This window comes from Shinella sp. BE166, assembly GCF_051201095.1.
In the GTDB taxonomy this organism is placed as follows: Bacteria; Pseudomonadota; Alphaproteobacteria; order Rhizobiales; family Rhizobiaceae; genus Shinella; species Shinella lacus.
In genome coordinates this window covers 95,735-112,309 of the sequence record NZ_JBPEHL010000007.1, presented here as the reverse complement: position 1 = coordinate 112,309, position 16,575 = coordinate 95,735, and the positions used below count along the sequence as shown (strand labels likewise).

General features: G+C 59.0%; 23 protein-coding genes. 7 read left to right on the top strand and 16 right to left on the bottom strand.

Features of this window, described 5'->3' with window-relative positions:
• The first annotated feature begins 50 nt into the window (after positions 1-50).
• From J2Y63_RS18665 to J2Y63_RS18635, 7 genes are all read left to right on the top strand, one after another.
• The gene (locus tag J2Y63_RS18665; protein ID WP_435267322.1) at positions 51-497 is read left to right on the top strand and encodes a phage tail protein; all 447 of its coding nucleotides are present in this window, start codon (positions 51-53) and stop codon (positions 495-497) included.
• A gap of 6 nt (positions 498-503) precedes the next feature.
• Positions 504-716 carry a tail protein X gene (locus J2Y63_RS18660; protein WP_435267321.1) on the top strand — a complete coding sequence of 71 codons (213 nt, stop codon included), beginning with the start codon at positions 504-506 and terminating at the stop codon, positions 714-716.
• Positions 717-895: 179 nt separating this feature from the next.
• On the top strand, positions 896-2,044 hold the full coding sequence (locus J2Y63_RS18655; RefSeq protein ID WP_435267320.1) for a phage late control D family protein: 1,149 nt from the start codon (positions 896-898) through the stop codon (positions 2,042-2,044).
• A 21-nt stretch (positions 2,045-2,065) separates the two neighbouring features.
• Entirely contained in the window at positions 2,066-2,803 is a 738-nt protein-coding gene (locus J2Y63_RS18650; protein ID WP_435267319.1) for a glycoside hydrolase family 19 protein, read from the top strand.
• Positions 2,800-2,991, top strand: a complete 192-nt coding sequence (locus tag J2Y63_RS18645; protein WP_435267318.1) for a hypothetical protein — start codon at positions 2,800-2,802, stop codon at positions 2,989-2,991. The genes J2Y63_RS18650 and J2Y63_RS18645 overlap by 4 nt, the downstream gene beginning before the upstream one ends.
• On the top strand, positions 2,988-3,401 hold the full coding sequence (locus tag J2Y63_RS18640) for a hypothetical protein (RefSeq protein WP_435267317.1): 414 nt from the start codon (positions 2,988-2,990) through the stop codon (positions 3,399-3,401). Before J2Y63_RS18645 ends, J2Y63_RS18640 begins: the two co-directional genes overlap by 4 nt.
• Complete coding sequence (locus J2Y63_RS18635) at positions 3,398-3,748, top strand: hypothetical protein (protein WP_435267316.1); 351 nt, start codon at positions 3,398-3,400, stop codon at positions 3,746-3,748. Before J2Y63_RS18640 ends, J2Y63_RS18635 begins: the two co-directional genes overlap by 4 nt.
• Before the next feature lie 561 nt (positions 3,749-4,309).
• On the opposite strand, the gene J2Y63_RS18630 is transcribed toward J2Y63_RS18635, so the two are convergent.
• The 16 genes from J2Y63_RS18630 to J2Y63_RS18555 all read right to left on the bottom strand — a co-directional run bounded on the left by J2Y63_RS18630 (position 4,310) and on the right by J2Y63_RS18555 (position 16,247).
• On the bottom strand, positions 4,310-4,438 hold the full coding sequence (locus tag J2Y63_RS18630; RefSeq protein ID WP_435267315.1) for a hypothetical protein: 129 nt from the start codon (positions 4,436-4,438) through the stop codon (positions 4,310-4,312).
• Positions 4,439-5,309: 871 nt separating this feature from the next.
• On the bottom strand, positions 5,310-5,534 hold the full coding sequence (locus tag J2Y63_RS18625) for a hypothetical protein (protein WP_435267314.1): 225 nt from the start codon (positions 5,532-5,534) through the stop codon (positions 5,310-5,312).
• 489 nt (positions 5,535-6,023) lie between these two features.
• On the bottom strand, positions 6,024-6,248 hold the full coding sequence (locus J2Y63_RS18620) for a hypothetical protein (protein WP_435267313.1): 225 nt from the start codon (positions 6,246-6,248) through the stop codon (positions 6,024-6,026).
• Between the two features lie 267 nt (positions 6,249-6,515).
• Positions 6,516-7,577, bottom strand: a complete 1,062-nt coding sequence (gene ligD, locus J2Y63_RS18615; RefSeq protein ID WP_435267312.1) for a non-homologous end-joining DNA ligase — start codon at positions 7,575-7,577, stop codon at positions 6,516-6,518.
• Positions 7,578-7,732: 155 nt separating this feature from the next.
• Entirely contained in the window at positions 7,733-7,969 is a 237-nt protein-coding gene (locus J2Y63_RS18610; protein WP_435267311.1) for a hypothetical protein, read from the bottom strand.
• Between the two features lie 182 nt (positions 7,970-8,151).
• Positions 8,152-8,517 (bottom strand): hypothetical protein, encoded by a 366-nt coding sequence (locus J2Y63_RS18605; protein ID WP_435267310.1) that lies wholly within the window; start codon positions 8,515-8,517, stop codon positions 8,152-8,154.
• A gap of 85 nt (positions 8,518-8,602) precedes the next feature.
• Positions 8,603-8,743 carry a hypothetical protein gene (locus tag J2Y63_RS18600; RefSeq protein ID WP_435267309.1) on the bottom strand — a complete coding sequence of 47 codons (141 nt, stop codon included), beginning with the start codon at positions 8,741-8,743 and terminating at the stop codon, positions 8,603-8,605.
• 285 nt (positions 8,744-9,028) lie between these two features.
• Positions 9,029-9,334: a hypothetical protein gene (locus J2Y63_RS18595; protein WP_435267308.1), complete on the bottom strand. Its 306-nt coding sequence runs from the start codon at positions 9,332-9,334 to the stop codon at positions 9,029-9,031.
• Positions 9,335-9,439: 105 nt separating this feature from the next.
• The gene (locus tag J2Y63_RS18590; protein ID WP_435267307.1) at positions 9,440-10,111 is read right to left on the bottom strand and encodes an SOS response-associated peptidase; all 672 of its coding nucleotides are present in this window, start codon (positions 10,109-10,111) and stop codon (positions 9,440-9,442) included.
• Positions 10,112-10,117: 6 nt separating this feature from the next.
• On the bottom strand, positions 10,118-10,483 hold the full coding sequence (locus tag J2Y63_RS18585; protein WP_435267306.1) for a hypothetical protein: 366 nt from the start codon (positions 10,481-10,483) through the stop codon (positions 10,118-10,120).
• 70 nt (positions 10,484-10,553) lie between these two features.
• Entirely contained in the window at positions 10,554-10,796 is a 243-nt protein-coding gene (locus tag J2Y63_RS18580; RefSeq protein ID WP_435267305.1) for a hypothetical protein, read from the bottom strand.
• Positions 10,793-11,521, bottom strand: coding sequence for an ImuA family protein (locus J2Y63_RS18575; protein WP_435267304.1), 729 nt, complete (start codon positions 11,519-11,521; stop codon positions 10,793-10,795). The genes J2Y63_RS18580 and J2Y63_RS18575 overlap by 4 nt, the downstream gene beginning before the upstream one ends.
• Before the next feature lie 6 nt (positions 11,522-11,527).
• Positions 11,528-11,743 (bottom strand): hypothetical protein, encoded by a 216-nt coding sequence (locus J2Y63_RS18570; RefSeq protein WP_435267303.1) that lies wholly within the window; start codon positions 11,741-11,743, stop codon positions 11,528-11,530.
• Positions 11,744-12,182: 439 nt separating this feature from the next.
• Positions 12,183-13,562 (bottom strand): transposase, encoded by a 1,380-nt coding sequence (locus tag J2Y63_RS18565; RefSeq protein WP_435267302.1) that lies wholly within the window; start codon positions 13,560-13,562, stop codon positions 12,183-12,185.
• 461 nt (positions 13,563-14,023) lie between these two features.
• Positions 14,024-15,427 (bottom strand): chromate efflux transporter, encoded by a 1,404-nt coding sequence (gene chrA / locus J2Y63_RS18560; RefSeq protein WP_435267301.1) that lies wholly within the window; start codon positions 15,425-15,427, stop codon positions 14,024-14,026.
• Between the two features lies 1 nt (position 15,428).
• Positions 15,429-16,247: a chromate resistance protein ChrB domain-containing protein gene (locus tag J2Y63_RS18555; RefSeq protein ID WP_435267300.1), complete on the bottom strand. Its 819-nt coding sequence runs from the start codon at positions 16,245-16,247 to the stop codon at positions 15,429-15,431.
• Between the last annotated feature and the right edge of the window lie 328 nt (positions 16,248-16,575).

Below are 16,575 nucleotides of genomic sequence, written 5' to 3'. Positions count from 1 at the left end.
CGACCCCCGTCGGCGGGCCGCACCCGTTTTGCGATAAGGCAGGAGCCCCCATGTCCGGACCTACCCCAATGATGCTGGGGTCGTTCGCCTTCGAGGCGATCGGCTTTGGCTTCAACGGCCTTCAGCGCCGCGTGCAGACACCATGGGCTGACATCGCCGTTGCGCAGACGCTCAACCAGCAGCAATGGACCGGCCCGACCTCGGAAGAGGTGACGATCAGCGGCGTGCTGTTCAACGAGGAGTTCGGCGGGCAGGACTCGCTGGACGGCATTATCGCCGCGGCAAACGCGGGCGTGCCGCTAATGCTCGTTTCAGGCAGCGAGTCGGCGGGCGTGATCCACGGCTCTTTCACCATCCAGGGTGTGTCGGAAGAACGTAGCTTCATCGATCACCGAGGGGCACCGCGAAAGAATTCCTATTCGATCACGCTGAAGCGGTACGGCGACACGGGCGGCGGCTCGTCGTTCTTCAAGCCGATTTTTGACCTGTTCGGGTAGGTGCAAATGCCAACGACTTACACGACCAAGCAGGGCGAGACGGTCGATCTCGCTTGCCGAGCCCACTATGGCCGCACGGCAGAGGTGACCGAGACCGTGCTGTCCGCCAATCCAGGGCTTGCGGCGCGCGGCCCTGTCCTTCCGATCGGCACCACCATCGTGATGCCCGACATAGCCAAGAAGACGACGGCTTCCAAGCTCGTCAGCCTGTGGGATTGATCAATGTCACGGCGACGGCCAGGAGCGGCATGAGCAGCAACGCTCCTGCAGCAACCGTCCTCGCAATCCTCATGCGGCGTGTGCGTTCCCCGGTCCAGTCATAACTCATCACAAGATCTCCCACCGACGCCAGAAAACAGCGTCGGTGCGTGACGGTCAACTACCCCCTTCGAGGTAGCATGAACCCCAAAGTCGAAATCACGGTCGACGGCAACCCTGTTGCCGGCGGCTTTTACGAGCGACTTGTCTCCATTTCGGTGACGGACAAGGAGGGGCTGGCGTCCGATACGTTCCAGATGGAGCTGAATGACGGGCCGCCGCAGTTTCTCGCCATCCCGCGCAAGGGCGCCATCGTTGATATCCGGATCGGCTACGGCGCCGCGCGCAGTCTTGGCACCTACGTTGTCGACAAAGTTGTCCCCAAATGCCTGCCGTACTCCATGTCGATCTCCGGCAAGTCTAGAGACATGCGCTCCGGCAAGCTGAAAGAGCGCAAGGAACGGCACTGGGACAACAAAAAGGTCAAGGACATTGTGTCCGATCTCGCTTCGGATGCCGGCCTTTCTGCCTCCGTGGACAGCGAGATCGGCGAGCACGAATATGAGTGGTTTGGCCAGCAGGACGAGACGCCAATTCACGTTCTCCGCCGCCTGGCCGAGCGCCACAACGGCCTGTTCAAGGTAAAAGACGGCAAGCTCGTCTTCTCGAAGCGAGGCTCAGGCAACGCCGCCTCCGGCTCGTTCATGGGCTCGGTTGTCGTCTCGCCGCCCAAGATCATCCCAGGCACCTGCACCTTCGAGGCGAACGACCGGACGAAATATCAGAAGGTCGTCTCGTATTACCAGGACAAGGACCAGGCCAAGCGTGTCGAGGTCGAGGCGGACAGCGATGCCGATGGCGATAGCGTCTATCGCATCGCCGAGCCCTATGCCGACGCGGCGGAGGCCGACAAGGCTGCTCAGTCGAAGGCGAAGGAACTGAAGCGCGGCGAGGGTGCGGCATCCGTTACCGTCATCGGTGACACTGCGATCGTCGCCGGCGCTCCACTGATCTTCGAGGGCGTGCGTCCTGGCTTGGATGGCGTGCCGTACATTATCGACACGGCCACGCACTCCTACTCCAAGGGCGAGGGCTATCGCACTGCCATCAGCGCCAAGCTCTACGACGGTTCGTCCGCGAAAAAGAAAAGCGGGGGTGGGACCGATGGCGCGGCGAACGACAACACGCCATCGCAGGACAAGGTCGCCGACAACGCTCCTGACGGCACGCCGGCAACGCCGACCGAGTGGACGAACACGCGTCGGTATGGGCGCACGGACGAGAATTAGAATTTCCTGAAAGGATTTATCATGGACCGTAGCAAGCTTTACGCTTCGCTGCGCACGTCGCTGTTCAAGGGCGGCGTGTCGCAGACTCAGGTAAACGGCATCGAGGGAATCCTCGACGCATTCGCCACCCATGGCGACGGCAAGCCGGACACGCTGGCCTATGCGCTCGCGACGGCCTACCACGAGACCGGCACCCGCATGGTTCCGGTGCGTGAGGGCTTTGCCTCCACGGACGCTGGCGCACGGGCCGCAGTCAACAAGCTCGCTGTCAAGCGCGGGCCGAAGAGCGCGGTGGCGAAATACTCGAAGCCGGCAGGACCGTACAACCACGTCTATTATGGGCGAGGCCAAGTGCAGATCACGTGGCTGGATAACTACGAGGAATCGAGCGCCGACACTGGTGTCGATCTTGTCAAGGATCCGGACAAGATGCTCGATCCCAGTATCTCCTCGCGCGTTCTCATCAAGGGGCTGCTCGACGGTCGCTGGAACGGCGCAAGGAAGGGGCTTCGCTTCTATCTCGATAAGGGCGACGTGACCGGCGCGCGCCGCACCGTGAATGTGCTGGACAAGGCTGAGACCATCGCGGGCTATCACGCGAAGTTCCTCGCCGCCGTGAGGGCTGCTGGCATGCCTGTCGTGGCCCCTGCCGCGCCGGCGCCGATCCCGGTTCCCCCTCCGGCCCCCGCACCGGCCGCTTCCGGCTGGTCGGCGCTGATCGCCATCCTCGTCGCATTCATCAAGGGGGGCAAGAAATGACCTCTGTAATCGCGCGCATCCTGCTCCGATATGCCGCGGCCGCGCTTGTGACGGCCGGTCTGCTGGATCCGGACATCGCCGGCCAGATTGGGGCGGATCCTGATCTCCTCGTCTTGGTCGGTACGGGCGTAGGCCTTGGCGTCGAAATGGCCTACGCGGCGGCCAAGAAGCTCGGCTGGGCAACGTGATCCTGCAATGGATTCTCAAACTGCTCGGGGGCGATCTTGCCTCCGCCTTTTCCAGGGCATGGGAAGCGAAACTCCGGGCAGACAACGACGCTGACCGTATCAAGGCCGAAGTCTCCATCAAGGCCATCGAGGCTCAGATGGCTGCACAGGTCGAGAACGCCGCCGTCGTGCGCGAGGGCATGCAGCACAAGGCGTTCTGGATTCCCTGGCTCATCGCGGCTGTGCCGTGCGCCGGCTGGTTCGGCTGGGGAATGATGGACTCCGCCTTTGGCGGCTCCTTGCCCAACGTTGCGGCGTTGCCGCCGCAACTTAAAGAATATGCGGACATCGTGTTCGCCAACATTTTCTATGTGGGTGGTGGTGTCGCCGGTGCCCAACTGATCGCGAAGGCGATAGGGGGCCGTAAATGACACCTGAACTTTGGGCGCAACTCGTCGGCGGTATCGGATTCTTCATCCTCGTATCCGGCACCCTCTGGGGTATCTGGTGGAGGATCGAGGGGAAGGTCGACAAGGCAAAGGCCGAAGCCTCTGCGGTTGCTTCTGCCGCCAATGCACTAGCCGCCCTGACGCGGCAGGAGCTTGCCGACCACCGGCTTCATACCGCTGAGACGTATGTTACGAAGGCGGGCATGCAAGAACAGACTTCGCAAATCCTACGTTCGATCGAGGGGGTGGGCAACCGCATCGATGGACTCAATGAACGCCTAGATAGGCTCTATGAAGCGCAGCCTCGAAGCCGCGCTGCGCGGGCATGACCCGCATAAGCCGATATACGCCTCTGCCCTTAGTCGGGCAGGGGCGTTTTTGCGTTTGGGCGCTAACGGACGCCCTCAATACTCACAACTAAGGACAAGCATTAACAGCCTGGCAAAGATCCCACTGTCGCCTCTCCTCAACCACGCTACAGCGCGATGCTCCTGTAATGTTTATAAACGCGAAAAGACCCGATAAGCGTGTCGTTTCGCTTATCGGGTCCAGGAGAGACTGCCGGTGATGGGGCAGCCCGGCAGTACACGCAGCATGTCACGAAAGCAGATTACCGCAAGTTTTTTGCTTGCACGCAAAAAGCAAGGTTTTAGCTCCCAAAGAGCAGGTATGGCGGAATGCCGATTGCCATAAGGCCAGCCGCAATCAGCGCTGCAGCAGCTAATAGCGTTTTGTCATTATCTCGGAGACGCTTCATACGTTGGTACATCGCGGGCCTCGCTCGGGTGAGAATCAGAAGCTCGAATTCCCAAAGATATCTTTTGTTCCACGTTCTAACCCGTTTGCGTCAAGCTCCGCCGTGCGCCCATACAAAAATAGCGGTAGCCGGTTCACACTGCAATCGCCGCGAGGATAAATGCGGCAGGAATGGCGAAAACCGAAATCGTCAGCGCTACGTGCGACGCAAGTTTTATCTTCCGCGCGCGGTCGGCGCGGGCAGGGTCCCATTCATAGACCATAGGTAACCTCCGAGGTGCTTCATGCATCGCTGGTTGCCGAATCCGCTAGAGCGTCCGGCGGTATGCCTTTCCATGCGAAACTTGCCTGAGGCTGGAGAAATTTCAAGCATCTGGCAGCGTCCTTTATGTAACCGAGACCCGGCATGGGGCACACCGCCGGGCCTCGACTACTTTCGGTGGGGGATAGTCTGAGGGCCGAAAGCTCCTCGATTATGCCTCACCCGTGATCTCTGAACATCTGTCTTCTTGGTCGCCACTCGCGCTGTAAGCCATCACTTCGGTGGACATTTCTAATCTACCCCCTCGAAAGGACATCTCATGAACGCGACGCTTCCGCTTGCGCTTCTGGAGCCTCTTACAGCTGTGCCTTCAACATCTCGCAGAAGACCAACGCCTTGAGCGCCATCGACGCGCTGACCGAGTACGGCGACCGCTTCGGCCCGCTCGAGCCTCACCGACGCGGCCGGAGCCGCCCTCGCGTCCTAGATTGAATCCCGGCAGGAAAAGGACCAGCGGCCGGCATGCGTGGTCGAGGATCGATCGCGGATGGAGGCAGCCTCAAAGATATCCGGGACGCTCGAATTCCTCAAGACAGCTTGCGAGCGCCTGGAGAATTCCGACCCAGCAACGGTAGCTAGGCGAGCTCATGGCGGTCCAGGCCGGCGTTTAAGGCGCTTGTGACATCATCCTCGAAATGCGCTTAAAGCAGCAGCGTTTTGACGCCTAATTGTCGAAGGTGAGGACTCGCTCGTCTATTCCTCGCTGACACGTAGCAAAGAAAACCCCGCGGCGAAGCGGGGTAAAGACAGTCGATGCACTCAGGGAAGCACGATTATGTCCCGCGTTCTAGGAAAGTCAATTTCGATTGAGATCATGAGCGCGCGTAGCATCGTCGGGCGACTGCCACGACCTCGTTGTAATGCCGCTGTCGATCGAACTGGCCTGCCTCGAAGGTCGAGAAGAGGTACTTGGCGAAACCTTTTTTCGCCTGCTCGGTTCGACGAAACCAATTCTGAGAAGTGATTTCGTCGTAGACCGTCTTGAGTTCGGTTAGTTCGCCCGGTTCGTAGGCCTGGCTGCGTAGGGAGACATTCATTTGGTCCCTCCTTTTTTTGAGCAAGTCCCTTCGAAATCGAGCGATGGTGCCTGTTTCGCTTCCTCGCGTGCACACAACCATACGCCATTTATGAGGGAAGTCGACTCATACGCTCGTGAGGCGCGAACATCATGACGTGCTTATATCGTTTCGTCCTTGCCATTATGGCTGCGGCCAGAGAAACCTTGCTTGCTTTGAGCGCATCGGAGCCCTTTGACAGGAAAAGAAAAACCCCGCCTGAGCGGGGTTGAGAAGACTTCCATTAGGTGCGCGTGGAAATATGCGGCCAACGACCGGCTCTGTCAATTTTCCGACTCGCCATCGGCCAACGTATCAGCGTCGAGAGAGCGCCTTCCGAGCCGCAACTCTTTCAGCCGTCTGCTCTTGGCCTCGCGCGCGGCTCTCTCGTTTTCAGCTTGCTCCCGGGCGACGCGAGCGCTTTCGTCAAGGTTGCCCCATAGCGAAACGTTCGGCTTTCTGGACCTTTGTTCATTCATCTGCAGCATCCTTCCGGCCAGCACCGCCATTTGGCTCGACAGAGACGTCGGGATACGCCTCAGCATTCTTCCAACCGAGACGCATTCGTTGACCTTCAAGCCAATTCAAGGCGTGTTGCTGAATGTCGAATTCTTTACGTATCTCAGTGCCGTCCTCGATCAGGACAACCACCCACTGGTCGCCGTCTTTGATAACGTCAGCGGTGGGTTTTGCCATTGTCGCGCCCTTTGGGGTGGGGCGAAAGCTCTTAAGCAAACGGCCATGGCAGCCCTTTGCTCTATGCCACTGCTGAGTAAACATAGCAGGAGCTTGCACAAAAAAAATACAGGTTTTGAGAGGGTACGCTAGCGTACAAAGCCTGTCATCGGGGAGACCGCACAGTCGTTGCTTCCTGGCTGTCTCCCCGGCGGTCGGCGACAGGAGTACGCTTTCCGCCCTACCTAACAGACAGCTTGACCGCGTGTTCCGCCGCCGCCGATATTCTTATTCCGATATCTCGTATACTTCCGCCATGTCGGCCTTGTCCCTAAGCCCCTTATAAGAGGCATGTCGCAGCTTTGCGTCCCCGGTCCAGGCTCGAAACTCTATCTCCGCGACGAGTTCCGGACGAATCCATACGACGTTCTTGCGCTTCTTACCGGTGTCTATGGGCGGCAGCGTGACGGCTATGGTGTCCATTCGCTTTCGAAGCGCAGTCGCGGACGCCGAGGAAAATCCCGTTCCCACCCCGCCGACATAAACGAGCCCGTCGCCCTGTCGAGCTGCCACCAGCAGCCGACCGATGCCGCCGAACCCGTCGGCCGAGCGCTCGTAGCCGACGATGGCGAACCCCTCCGACTCCACGCACTTGATTTTGAGCCATTCGCCGTTCCGGCCGCTGCGATAAGGCTTTGTCCGATCCTTCGCGATGATGCCCTCAAGTCCATGTTCGCAGGCCGTTCGAAAGATGGCGGCTCCATCGCCTTCGATCTCCTGAGAAAGACGGATCGAGCCGTCTGCTTCTTCTGGCACCAGATCCTCCAGCAAGCGCCGTCTGTCATCCTGATCCATGCGCGTGATGTCGTGCCCGTCGAAATAAAGCAGGTCAAAGGCGAAGAGGATTGCGCTCTGCGCCGTCTTTTTGCCGCCACGCCCGCCAAGCGCTTGCTGCAAGCCATTGAAGTCCGATCGGCCAATCTCGTCGAGGACGACAGCTTCCCCATCCAGGATTGCCGTGCTGACTGGCAGCGCCGCCGCCGCCTCGGCGATCGCTGGGAACCGCTCTGTCCAGTCGTGCCCGCCGCGCGTGAGGATCCTCACCTTGCCATGCTCAAGATGAACGGCCAATCGATACCCATCCCATTTGATTTCAAATAGCCAGTTCGGCCCCGATGGAGCCTTTGACACCAGCTTCGCCAAGCACGGCTCGATGCGGGCCGGTATAGGGTCGAAGGGGAGTTGTGGTTGATCTGGATTACGCGGGCGGCGACGTTGCCCGCGCAGGGTTGCATCATCGTCTTGGAGGAGCGGAGTGGGGCGTGTTGTCTTCGACGGGCGCTTAACCATGCCCCCGAGTTCATCACGCAATACTTAATAAGGGGTGTCAGGCTACGAAATCGCGAAGAACCGATGCGGCCACAACCAGAACCAGGATCGCAAATAAAGATAAGAGAGCAACGCTGATCGTAATGGCAACGCGGCGGCCACGGTGCACGCCGGCCTTACCCATAGATTGACCTCCGTGCAGGTTCGTCCACGTGATCAGGGTGTTCGGCATATGCGAGCGCCTGATTATCGACGACATCACGCATCGCGGCGTATGCCACTTCTGGCGTCCATCCGGCCTGGACGATAGCGTCGATGAATTCGCGGACAGGCAGATCGATCGCGAATTCGCACTCGATTTGCGCGTCTACGTCGCTCATGGGCTTGCGGGGTGAGGTAATCAGGGTGTTCATCGCGTCCTCCTAAATTGCGTTTTTCAAACGGTGGATAACGTCAACTGTTCCACGCCCTTATCGGCCGCGCCAAGTCAGCTCGACAAGGGAGTGCTAATAACGCCTTCGAGGACGCAAATCCAAAGCCGCGCTATTCGGTAAAGCGCGGATGCTCGCAGTAATGCGCCGGGCCGTAGCGACCGTCAGTTCGATGTGCCATCCGGCGTGACAGTCTGGCTTTCACCACCGGTGCCTGATTCCGGCGTGGGGTCCCGATCCGTGGGAACTGTCTGAGTTTCGCCCGGAACCGAGTTATCGATTGTGTCTTGTGTCGGTTCACCGGAGGTCGTCGTCGTTCGCTCCATGCGGTCTGGCGTAGGATCGATGTAATTGCCCCAAAGCTCAACCGCGGCCCATACAACGACGACCAGCGCCAAGCTGGTGCCGAGAACTGCCAACACGGGAAAGCCTTTCCCGCCTTGACGTGCTTCAACCGCTGAAAAATCCTTTCGGGCGGGATCATGGGTACGTGAGATTGGATCTCCGCGTTCGTCTTTCTGGTGGCTCATCTGTGCAGCTCCTTTGTGGCGTATTCCCGAACCATCATTCGCGTGGAAACGTCCCCGAGACGGGCAGCGCGAGAACCACGACGCCTTACTTTTGCCGATCCTCATCTTTCTGGAAGGCGTCCTTCACGCCTTTCTCCGCCTTCTTCACAAGTTCGTCCCGGTTCTTATCCGCGTCGTCACCGGTGCGTGCCGCGTCACTGGTCTTGTCTGCTTTCTTCTCAGTCATTGTTACCTCCATTCAGGTACTGCCCGAACAAAGCTGAGGCCTCCGTTGTTCCGACTGAAATATCGTGGGCTCCCCCGGCTTTCATCCGGTTACGCTGACTGAGTTTCATCAATGTGCAATTCTCGTTGGGACACACAAAGAGGCCGCCTTAGTTTTGCTGAGGCGGCCTCGAATTCGCGGTCAACTGGTTGGGGACCATGACAGAGTGCAGACTGCTTGACCGCAATGTGTGAACGGCACCACTGCCCTTAGGTTCCAGCGAGTGCTTTTTTTCCGATCGTTTTACTAAGACGAGAACCGGGCTCTCTTGCGATCCAAAGCGATTTTGATGTCGCGGATTTGGTCGGCAGCCTCAAGCAGGAGAGTTTTGAATTCTTCATCCGTCAGCTGGCAGACCATTCCAGTTGAGGTGATAATGTCGATCGCGACATCAGAGTCGGCGGCTGCCTCAACATTACCCAGGGCTTCGCCACCTTCTTGGATGGTGATGTAAGCTCGGGTCAACAGCAGTAGCTTCTCGGAGTCGGAGAGTCGTCCAGCGATGTTAGCGGCATGCACCAATTCTGCGACGACGTCGGAAATTGCCTTCAAGCGAGTTGGCCTTCGAGAGAAGAAAATGCCCCGCGCGGGGCGGGGCGAGTGCTGAACTGAAAGTGGATTGGCCAACTCTCAACGCGGCGCCTCAACAATTGTTCCCTATAAAGAGTTCACGATCGGCGCCGGCTGGGCGGTGAAGCGGGAGCTGTTGACCTCTCGGCTTACGCGATGCATCCGCACATCAGCGTCGATGTTCCGACCAAGCAGCATCCCCTTCAGGTTCTCGACGGGCGTAGCGGGATTCAGCCACGCGTCGAATGCCCCTGGATCGAGAATGACAGGCATGCGGTCGTGGATCTGGCTGATGGGAGCGACGGCCGGTGCTGTCACAATCGTGCAGCTCGTGACGTCGAGCTTGCTGTTGTGCGCCCAGAGGCCTGCAAAAGCGTAGGGTGCGCCGCCGGGCAATTGGATGAGCCACGGATCCTTCCCACCATCGTCGGCTTTGGTCCATTCATAGAAGCCGTCAGCCGGGACAAGACAGCGCCGGGTCTTAAAGGCATCCCGGAACGCCGGGGAGGTATCGACGGTCTCAATTCGAGCGTTGAACATTGCCGCCTTCGGCATTTCCTTCGCCCAGTGCGGCACAAGCCACCACCGGCCATCCTCAACGATTTGTTCGCCGCTCTCGTCCAGGCGAATAAATGGCACCGTTTGCGTCGGCGCGATGTTGTATCGGGCCTCAGTGTTTCGGCTTTTAATGTTGTCGGTCAGCCGATAGAGCGCCACCAACTCCCGCCAGGACAGCATTTGCGTGAAACGGCCGCACATACTTGCTCACCCTCTCAGCTTTCGCATCATCGCGTCGGCCATTTCGTTGCACCCCAAGGACAGGATGTGATGGTCCGCCAAGGAAGCGATGGCCACGCAAGCCTCGCCCTCATCCCATCCTGCCTTCAACGCCTTCCAGACCAACGCCTGGAATTCGACCTCTAACTCTTCTTCGCATTGGAGGAAACGGTCCTCCGCTTGTTCCGTCGGTCGGGGTCCAAGAATTGCCATCCGCGAAGGATAGGGCGGTACTGTCAGCTCGACAAGGAACCATTTGCGGTAGGCTTCCCCGGCTCCTTGTATGGGTAATGCTCCCAGCACCACCAATGCATAGGCATTGATTTCGAGGACGCAAATCCGAAGCCGCCCCATTCGTTACAGCCTGGATGCTCGCAATAATGTTCGTAAATGCCGGGCGGCGTCGTTCTCGTGGTGTCGTCGCTCACGTCGTCCCCCTATCGATCAGAATGTTTGCGGCAAGCAGGCAAGGAAAGGGAGCGTGGCACCGATCGGTTCCGATGAGGTCGCATCCAATGGCGAGCCGGCGCCGCATTTCGATGAACTCAATTTGGGCGCCGAACTTCTTAACCAGGGCCTTTCGGTCATAGATGCCGTGCCGCTCACAGCGCCGGCAGTCCATGTCGATTGTTTCGCCGCGGAAGTCTTTCAAGCGTGGCAAGGTCATTGCGCGATCCGATGTTGCTCATCATTGTCGCGCACGACATCCATTTGGCCCCGTTCGTCGCATCCGCCGACCTCGATCTCGAAGCAGTCGCCAGCGCGGGCGCGCATTAATTCCAAAAGCCACCGTCGGCGACCCACGCCGGCGGCCGGCAGCCGTTCTGATGGGCAGACGGAAATGCGCCACCTGGTAACGGAGGCGGTCGGCATGCCGTAGTCGGTTGCCTCGCTCTGCCGGCGCCACCGCCGAACAATCAGCCCCATGGTCCCTGTCTTTTCCGCCGCCAGCTGAAGGCGGCGAGAAGCGACCATTGGGAGGCGCACGGTCTCGGCCACACAAGCCGCGACGCCTCCTTGCCGGATTATCTCCTCGGCGCTGTTCAAGACCTCGGCATCGTCCCGACAGCCTATGAACGTCACCCTCTCCAAATCGAGCCCCACCTGGGAAAGCCCCGGGGGGAAGAGGTCGTCACGCACGAACGACCAGAAAATTGGGCCACTCGTCCGAGCGGCGATGCCGGCTGCGAAAAGAGACGACGCGGCGCCATCAATCGCATCGGCGCCTCCGCCGGCGATTTCGTGTGTTGCTCCAAAGGAAAGGCCTCCGCGGAGCCTCTCGTCGATCTCAGGAATGCCGAACGGCAGCCGGGGGCGTCGGCGCGCTTGTCCACCGGCGATGTTGTCGATCGCCTCTTGGAGGGTAGCGATGAGGGCTTGGTTGCTCTGCACGTGGCGTCACTCCGGCCGATCGCTGTTGCCGCGCTCGGACACCGGCCGCCAGCCCCTCGTGAAACCGCGGCTCATCGCGCGGTCAGCTATCGCGATCTGCTGCCGAAGGTGGGCGCAGTCGGCGAGCAATGTCTCAATCGTTGCAAGCGCATCCCCATCGTGCCAGGCAAGAGCCTCGCCGACCTCATCTCCCTTGGGTTTGTAATTTTCGAGCGGGCGCAAATCGTCGTTCTCCTGTGTCGTGCCACAGCAGGCATCAATGCCCCTGATTGTCAGATTGGCGTCCGCATCGCCTGTTCGTTCTTAGTATGTTCTCTCAGAGGAAAGAGTCAACGGTGAGCCGCTTTTTTGAGTTCTAGAGCGGGGGGGGTACTGTCGAAAAGGAGCATTGATGCAGGATGACGCGGGGGAAGGCGAGAAATTTCCACCGCGAAGAGGCTTGCTCTTACATGCCGGTTGGCGACACCTGGCGGTGGTTTTTCTCGGTCGACGACGACATACGACTTGGTTATACCCTACTTCGAAGTATGACTGCTTTGGGGCCGATTTCGTTGAAAAACTCGATGCATTTGCCGCGTGTCCGCCCGTTACGGTCTTCCGGGCAGAGTAGTGATAAGTTTCTGCCCCGCGCCTCGGCGTAGGGTCTCAATTTATGCCGCTCTCAAGCGGCGACGGCACCGCATGGCGGCATCTGAGGCCGGAGTTTGGCCAGCCTCCTCAGGTTCTGTGCCGTTGCTGCAAGCAGGAATTCGTCTCTCGCACCACACGGCCCTCGAAGCCTTAAACGAGCCATCCGCAGAATGCGCTTGAGGTGAGCGAAGAGCATCTCGACTTTCTTTCGGCGATGCCGCGACAGTTCATATTCTGGTGTGGCCGCAATCGCTCTGGCGACATCGCGCGCGTCCTCATTGAGATCGCGCGGTACCTTGCGCATAGGCGCGTTAGGGCAACAACGCTGCTTTAATTCACAGGCATCGCAGTCCTTTTTGCTGGCACGATAGAGTCGCGTCCCTTCGGCAGTGATCCCCGATCTGGGCGTATCGTACGTCCGATGGAATTGCTTCAACTCCTTGCCTGCCGGGCAGATGTAGCGCTCGTTCTCTGCTTCCCAGGTGAAGTCCGAACGTGAGAAGGTACCGTCCGTCCGGTTCGATTTGTCGAAGACCGGGATGTGCGGCGCAATCTTCTTCTCCTTGACCAGCCATGCCAAGTTGTCGGCGGAACCGTAAGCGCTGTCAGCAGCCAGATAGTCCGGCTTCAAGCCGAAGCGGTTCTCGGTCCTTTCGAGCATTGTGCGGGATGCTCCGACTTCTGCCTGGCGGATCGCACGCGTCGCCTCCACATCGACAATGACGCCATGATCGTTGTCGATCAGGTAATTGGTGGCGTAGGCGAAGAAGGCATTGCCTTTGTGAGCGCCGGTCCATTGGGCGGCCGGATCAGACGGGGAGATGAACTTCGGTGTAACGGGCGACGCAGCACCGAAAGCGGCATCATCGAGAACAGCCAGATACTCTTGGACCGAGCGGCCAGCGTCTTCCTTTGCTTCCCACTCAGCGCCTGGTACCGAACGCTGCTTGTTGGCATCCGCTGCGATCAAGCTGGCATCAACTGCAAATCCTTCCGCGCCAACCAACCCTTCAGCGAGGCAGCGTTCCACTACCGTCTCGAACATATGCCGCAGGATATCGCTTTGCCGGAACCGGCCATGGCGGTTCTTCGAGAAGCTGGAATGATCCGGGACCTTGCCGTCCAGACCGAGGCGGCAGAACCAGCGATAGGCGAGATTAAGATGGACCTCCTCGCACAGTCGGCGTTCCGAGCGGATACCCATGGAATAGCCGATGATCAGCATTCGCATCATAAGTTCGGGATCAATGGAGGGGCGACCAGTGGCGCTGTAGAAAGGCTTCAACTGTGCCCGGACACTGTCGAGTTGGAGATGGCGGTCAATCCCGCGCAGCAGGTGGTCTGCCGGAACGTGATCATCAAGGCAGAAGTCGTAGAAAAGCTGCGCTGGAGCTGTCTGACATCCCATCATCGCTCAATCCTCCGCAAATCGATGCGACGATTGAATCACATGCTTCCCATCCCGGCAATTGTTATGGATGGTCGTTTCCCGAGCCCCAGATGTTCGTAGAATTTGGCTCGTTAGAGTTACCGCTAGGCTCAGGAAGCGAAGACTTTCGATTGGCTATAGATGGATAAAGCCCGAACCAAACGGCGACAGCCACAAGACCTAAACCGCTCACGATGCCGATAGCAGAATACAGCAGGGTCATGGGGCAGTTCCTCCCGCGCGGATGCATGATAACACGCAACTTAGTTTTTCAACAGTATCGGGCCGGGAGCGGACTGTCCGGTTCTGAATGCAAAAGCGAGCCAAGCTGCGGCTCACGACCGACGGTGCCTACGGCGACATCACGCGGGTCATGTAATCATTGCGGCTGGCGGGATTACCTCCACCAGTCTTCTTTCACATGTGTTCAAAACGCGCCGCCGTCACTGCATGCCTGCAAGGGTCCAAGCCATCCCAAGCACCGCAGTGCCGAGGAGGACCGTCATAACCGACTTTTTGAGGCGGAAGATTGCAATAACCGCCAGAAGCGTCAGCACGACCGAGGCCCACTCCACTGACGACAGCACAGGCCCTTGCATTGACAGCGGTCCAGCTTGGAAAGTGGCCACCTCCGAAAAGAGGACATGCAGCCCAAACCAGATCGCAAGATTGAGGATCACACCAACAACTGCGGCGGTAATCGCGGCCATACCGCCGGAGATCGCCGCATTGCCACGCAACCGTTCGATGAAGGGCGCACCGAGAAAGATCCAGAGAAAGCACGGGACGAAGGTCACCCAGGTCGCAAGGATAGCCCCAAAAGTCGCGGCCTGCAGGGGGCCAAGCCCGCCTGCATCGCGATAAGCGCCGAGGAAACCGACGAACTGGAGCACCATGATCAGGGGCCCCGGGGTTGTTTCCGCCATGCCCAACCCGTCCAACATCTCGCCGGGCCGCAGCCATTGGTAACTCTGCACCGCCTCCTGTGCCACGTAGGCCAGTACCGCATAGGCACCGCCGAATGTGACTAGAGCCATCTTGCTGAAGAAGACGCCGATCTGGGTAAAGACGTTGTCCGGGCCTAGCGTGACATAGAGCAAGGCCACGGGCGTAAGCCACAGCAGCAGAAGAACCACGGAGACCCTCAGTGACCACTGGAGGTTAGGCCTTGCATGCGCGGGCATCCCTTCGCCTAGGGCGGAATCCGCGTCAGAAAGGATCTTGCCGGCCGCTGCCTTGTGTCCGCCTGTAATCGCAAACCAACTGTGCCCAGTCCTTGCCCCTAGATAGCCAAGAATGCCAGCCGCAAGTATGATCAAGGGAAACGGGATTTGGAATGCGAAGATTGCCAGGAAGGCTGCAGCGGCTATCAGGATCATGGCCGGACTCTTCAAAGCCCTGCGGCCGATGCGGAAAACAGCCTGAAGAACGATCGCGAGGACCGCAGCCTTCAAGCCGAAGAATAGCCCCTCAACAACAGATACGTCGCCATAAAGGACATAGATGTAGCTGAGCGCAAGGATGGACAGAAAGCCGGGCAGAATGAAGAGAATGCCCGCCATAAGGCCGCCTGCGGTGCGATGCATAAGCCAGCCGAGATAGACGGCAAGCTGCTGCGCTTCAGGGCCCGGAAGCAGCATGCAATAGTTCAAGGCATGCAGGAACCGGTTTTCGCCGACCCATTTCTTCTCGTCGACGACAATCCGGTGCATGACCGCGATCTGGCCCGCGGGGCCACCAAAGCTTAGCGCTGCAACGCGCAGCCAAACCTTGAATGCCTCCATGAATGAGATGCCGTGTGCTGCCGGTCCAAGTGACGGTTCTGCAGAAACGATCGTGTCGGACATCTCACTCACCTCTCTTTCCAGCAGGCCAGTCGTGAGTTTCTGAGGTGGCATCGCGACACCAGCGATAAAACGCGTCGTAGAGCATAATTCCGGCCTCGAGCTGCTGAAGGTCGTCGTTGAACATGCGCGACAGGCCGAGTGACGCGGCGAGCAGGCCTGCAACCTCGGGTGCGAGGTCGGGTCGGGCTGTATCAGCACCGCGAACTATCGTCGCCAAGCGAAGGAGGGGTGCAGTGACAAGTCCGAACTCCTCGATCATCATATCAAAGGTGCAAAGCTCGCCTCGGTGGGTCCAGAAGACATCGTCGACATCGAACGGCGTTGCGCCAAACCGCTCTGCCACGGCGACCACTTCACCTGACGCGACAAACAGAAAGACTGCACCCGGATCGATGAAGCGCCGGATCAGCCACGGGCAGGCAATGCGATCGATCTTCGGCCGCGAGCGCGTCACCCAGACTGTGCGGCCCTGAGCATCGCGCTTCGGCACCTGAGCCGTCGGCATTAAAGGTAGAGCCGTGGCCTTCCAGGCCTCAAAACCGCCGTCAAGGACTTCCGCAGAAATCCCCCCCGTTCGCAAATATGCAGCAACACCGTGGCTGAGCTTCTTGCCCTTCTGGCATATGATCACAACCGGGCCATTGATCACCTCTCCCATCCAGGATGCGACCTCTTCATGAGGACGGCGACGAGAGCCTGGAAGCAGCCGTGGATCTGCCTCGAAATCCTCGTCGGTGCGCACGTCAACAAGCACCGGGGCGTTAGGCGTACCGATGAGGCGGCTCAGTTTTTCGGGGGAAATTTCAAGAAATGACGGCATGGCGCGTCCTCCGTTAGCCGGGTTGATGGACGCGATTCTTTGGCATGACGCCTCGTGGGGCGATCGCAACCCCATGGCTTTTGTTTAACGCAGTTTTGCAGACTGTCAATTCTCAGGCACCAATCCGGCGGTGTCAGCTTGCGCCCTACGGTTCTGGCACAGGTTGGATATCGTCGGCTTTTGAGGCTGGGGCAATCGCCGTGTACGTCCACTATCGGGCGCAATGCAGTCGTTCCCAGTGTCGGCTATTCCGCCTTTACCACAAGCTTTCGCCAGTGGCCTTATAAAGTTAAATACCGCTCTGCTCGCTGTTTCTGCTAGTTCGAAC

What these genes read in the sequence shown, in the direction of transcription:
- J2Y63_RS18665 (WP_435267322.1), top strand. Translation starts at nt 51, where the DNA reads ATGTCCGGACCTACCCCAATGATGCTGGGGTCGTTCGCCTTCGAGGCG.
- J2Y63_RS18660 (WP_435267321.1), top strand. Translation starts at nt 504, where the DNA reads ATGCCAACGACTTACACGACCAAGCAGGGCGAGACGGTCGATCTCGCT.
- J2Y63_RS18655 (WP_435267320.1), top strand. Translation starts at nt 896, where the DNA reads ATGAACCCCAAAGTCGAAATCACGGTCGACGGCAACCCTGTTGCCGGC.
- J2Y63_RS18650 (WP_435267319.1), top strand. Translation starts at nt 2,066, where the DNA reads ATGGACCGTAGCAAGCTTTACGCTTCGCTGCGCACGTCGCTGTTCAAG.
- J2Y63_RS18645 (WP_435267318.1), top strand. Translation starts at nt 2,800, where the DNA reads ATGACCTCTGTAATCGCGCGCATCCTGCTCCGATATGCCGCGGCCGCG.
- J2Y63_RS18635 (WP_435267316.1), top strand. Translation starts at nt 3,398, where the DNA reads ATGACACCTGAACTTTGGGCGCAACTCGTCGGCGGTATCGGATTCTTC.
- J2Y63_RS18630 (WP_435267315.1), bottom strand. Translation starts at nt 4,438, where the DNA reads ATGGTCTATGAATGGGACCCTGCCCGCGCCGACCGCGCGCGGAAGATA.
- J2Y63_RS18625 (WP_435267314.1), bottom strand. Translation starts at nt 5,534, where the DNA reads ATGAATGTCTCCCTACGCAGCCAGGCCTACGAACCGGGCGAACTAACC.
- J2Y63_RS18620 (WP_435267313.1), bottom strand. Translation starts at nt 6,248, where the DNA reads ATGGCAAAACCCACCGCTGACGTTATCAAAGACGGCGACCAGTGGGTG.
- ligD (WP_435267312.1), bottom strand. Translation starts at nt 7,577, where the DNA reads ATGGTTAAGCGCCCGTCGAAGACAACACGCCCCACTCCGCTCCTCCAA.
- J2Y63_RS18610 (WP_435267311.1), bottom strand. Translation starts at nt 7,969, where the DNA reads ATGAACACCCTGATTACCTCACCCCGCAAGCCCATGAGCGACGTAGAC.
- J2Y63_RS18605 (WP_435267310.1), bottom strand. Translation starts at nt 8,517, where the DNA reads ATGAGCCACCAGAAAGACGAACGCGGAGATCCAATCTCACGTACCCAT.
- J2Y63_RS18600 (WP_435267309.1), bottom strand. Translation starts at nt 8,743, where the DNA reads ATGACTGAGAAGAAAGCAGACAAGACCAGTGACGCGGCACGCACCGGT.
- J2Y63_RS18590 (WP_435267307.1), bottom strand. Translation starts at nt 10,111, where the DNA reads ATGTGCGGCCGTTTCACGCAAATGCTGTCCTGGCGGGAGTTGGTGGCG.
- J2Y63_RS18585 (WP_435267306.1), bottom strand. Translation starts at nt 10,483, where the DNA reads ATGGGGCGGCTTCGGATTTGCGTCCTCGAAATCAATGCCTATGCATTG.
- J2Y63_RS18580 (WP_435267305.1), bottom strand. Translation starts at nt 10,796, where the DNA reads ATGACCTTGCCACGCTTGAAAGACTTCCGCGGCGAAACAATCGACATG.
- J2Y63_RS18565 (WP_435267302.1), bottom strand. Translation starts at nt 13,562, where the DNA reads ATGATGGGATGTCAGACAGCTCCAGCGCAGCTTTTCTACGACTTCTGC.
- chrA (WP_435267301.1), bottom strand. Translation starts at nt 15,427, where the DNA reads ATGTCCGACACGATCGTTTCTGCAGAACCGTCACTTGGACCGGCAGCA.
- J2Y63_RS18555 (WP_435267300.1), bottom strand. Translation starts at nt 16,247, where the DNA reads ATGCCGTCATTTCTTGAAATTTCCCCCGAAAAACTGAGCCGCCTCATC.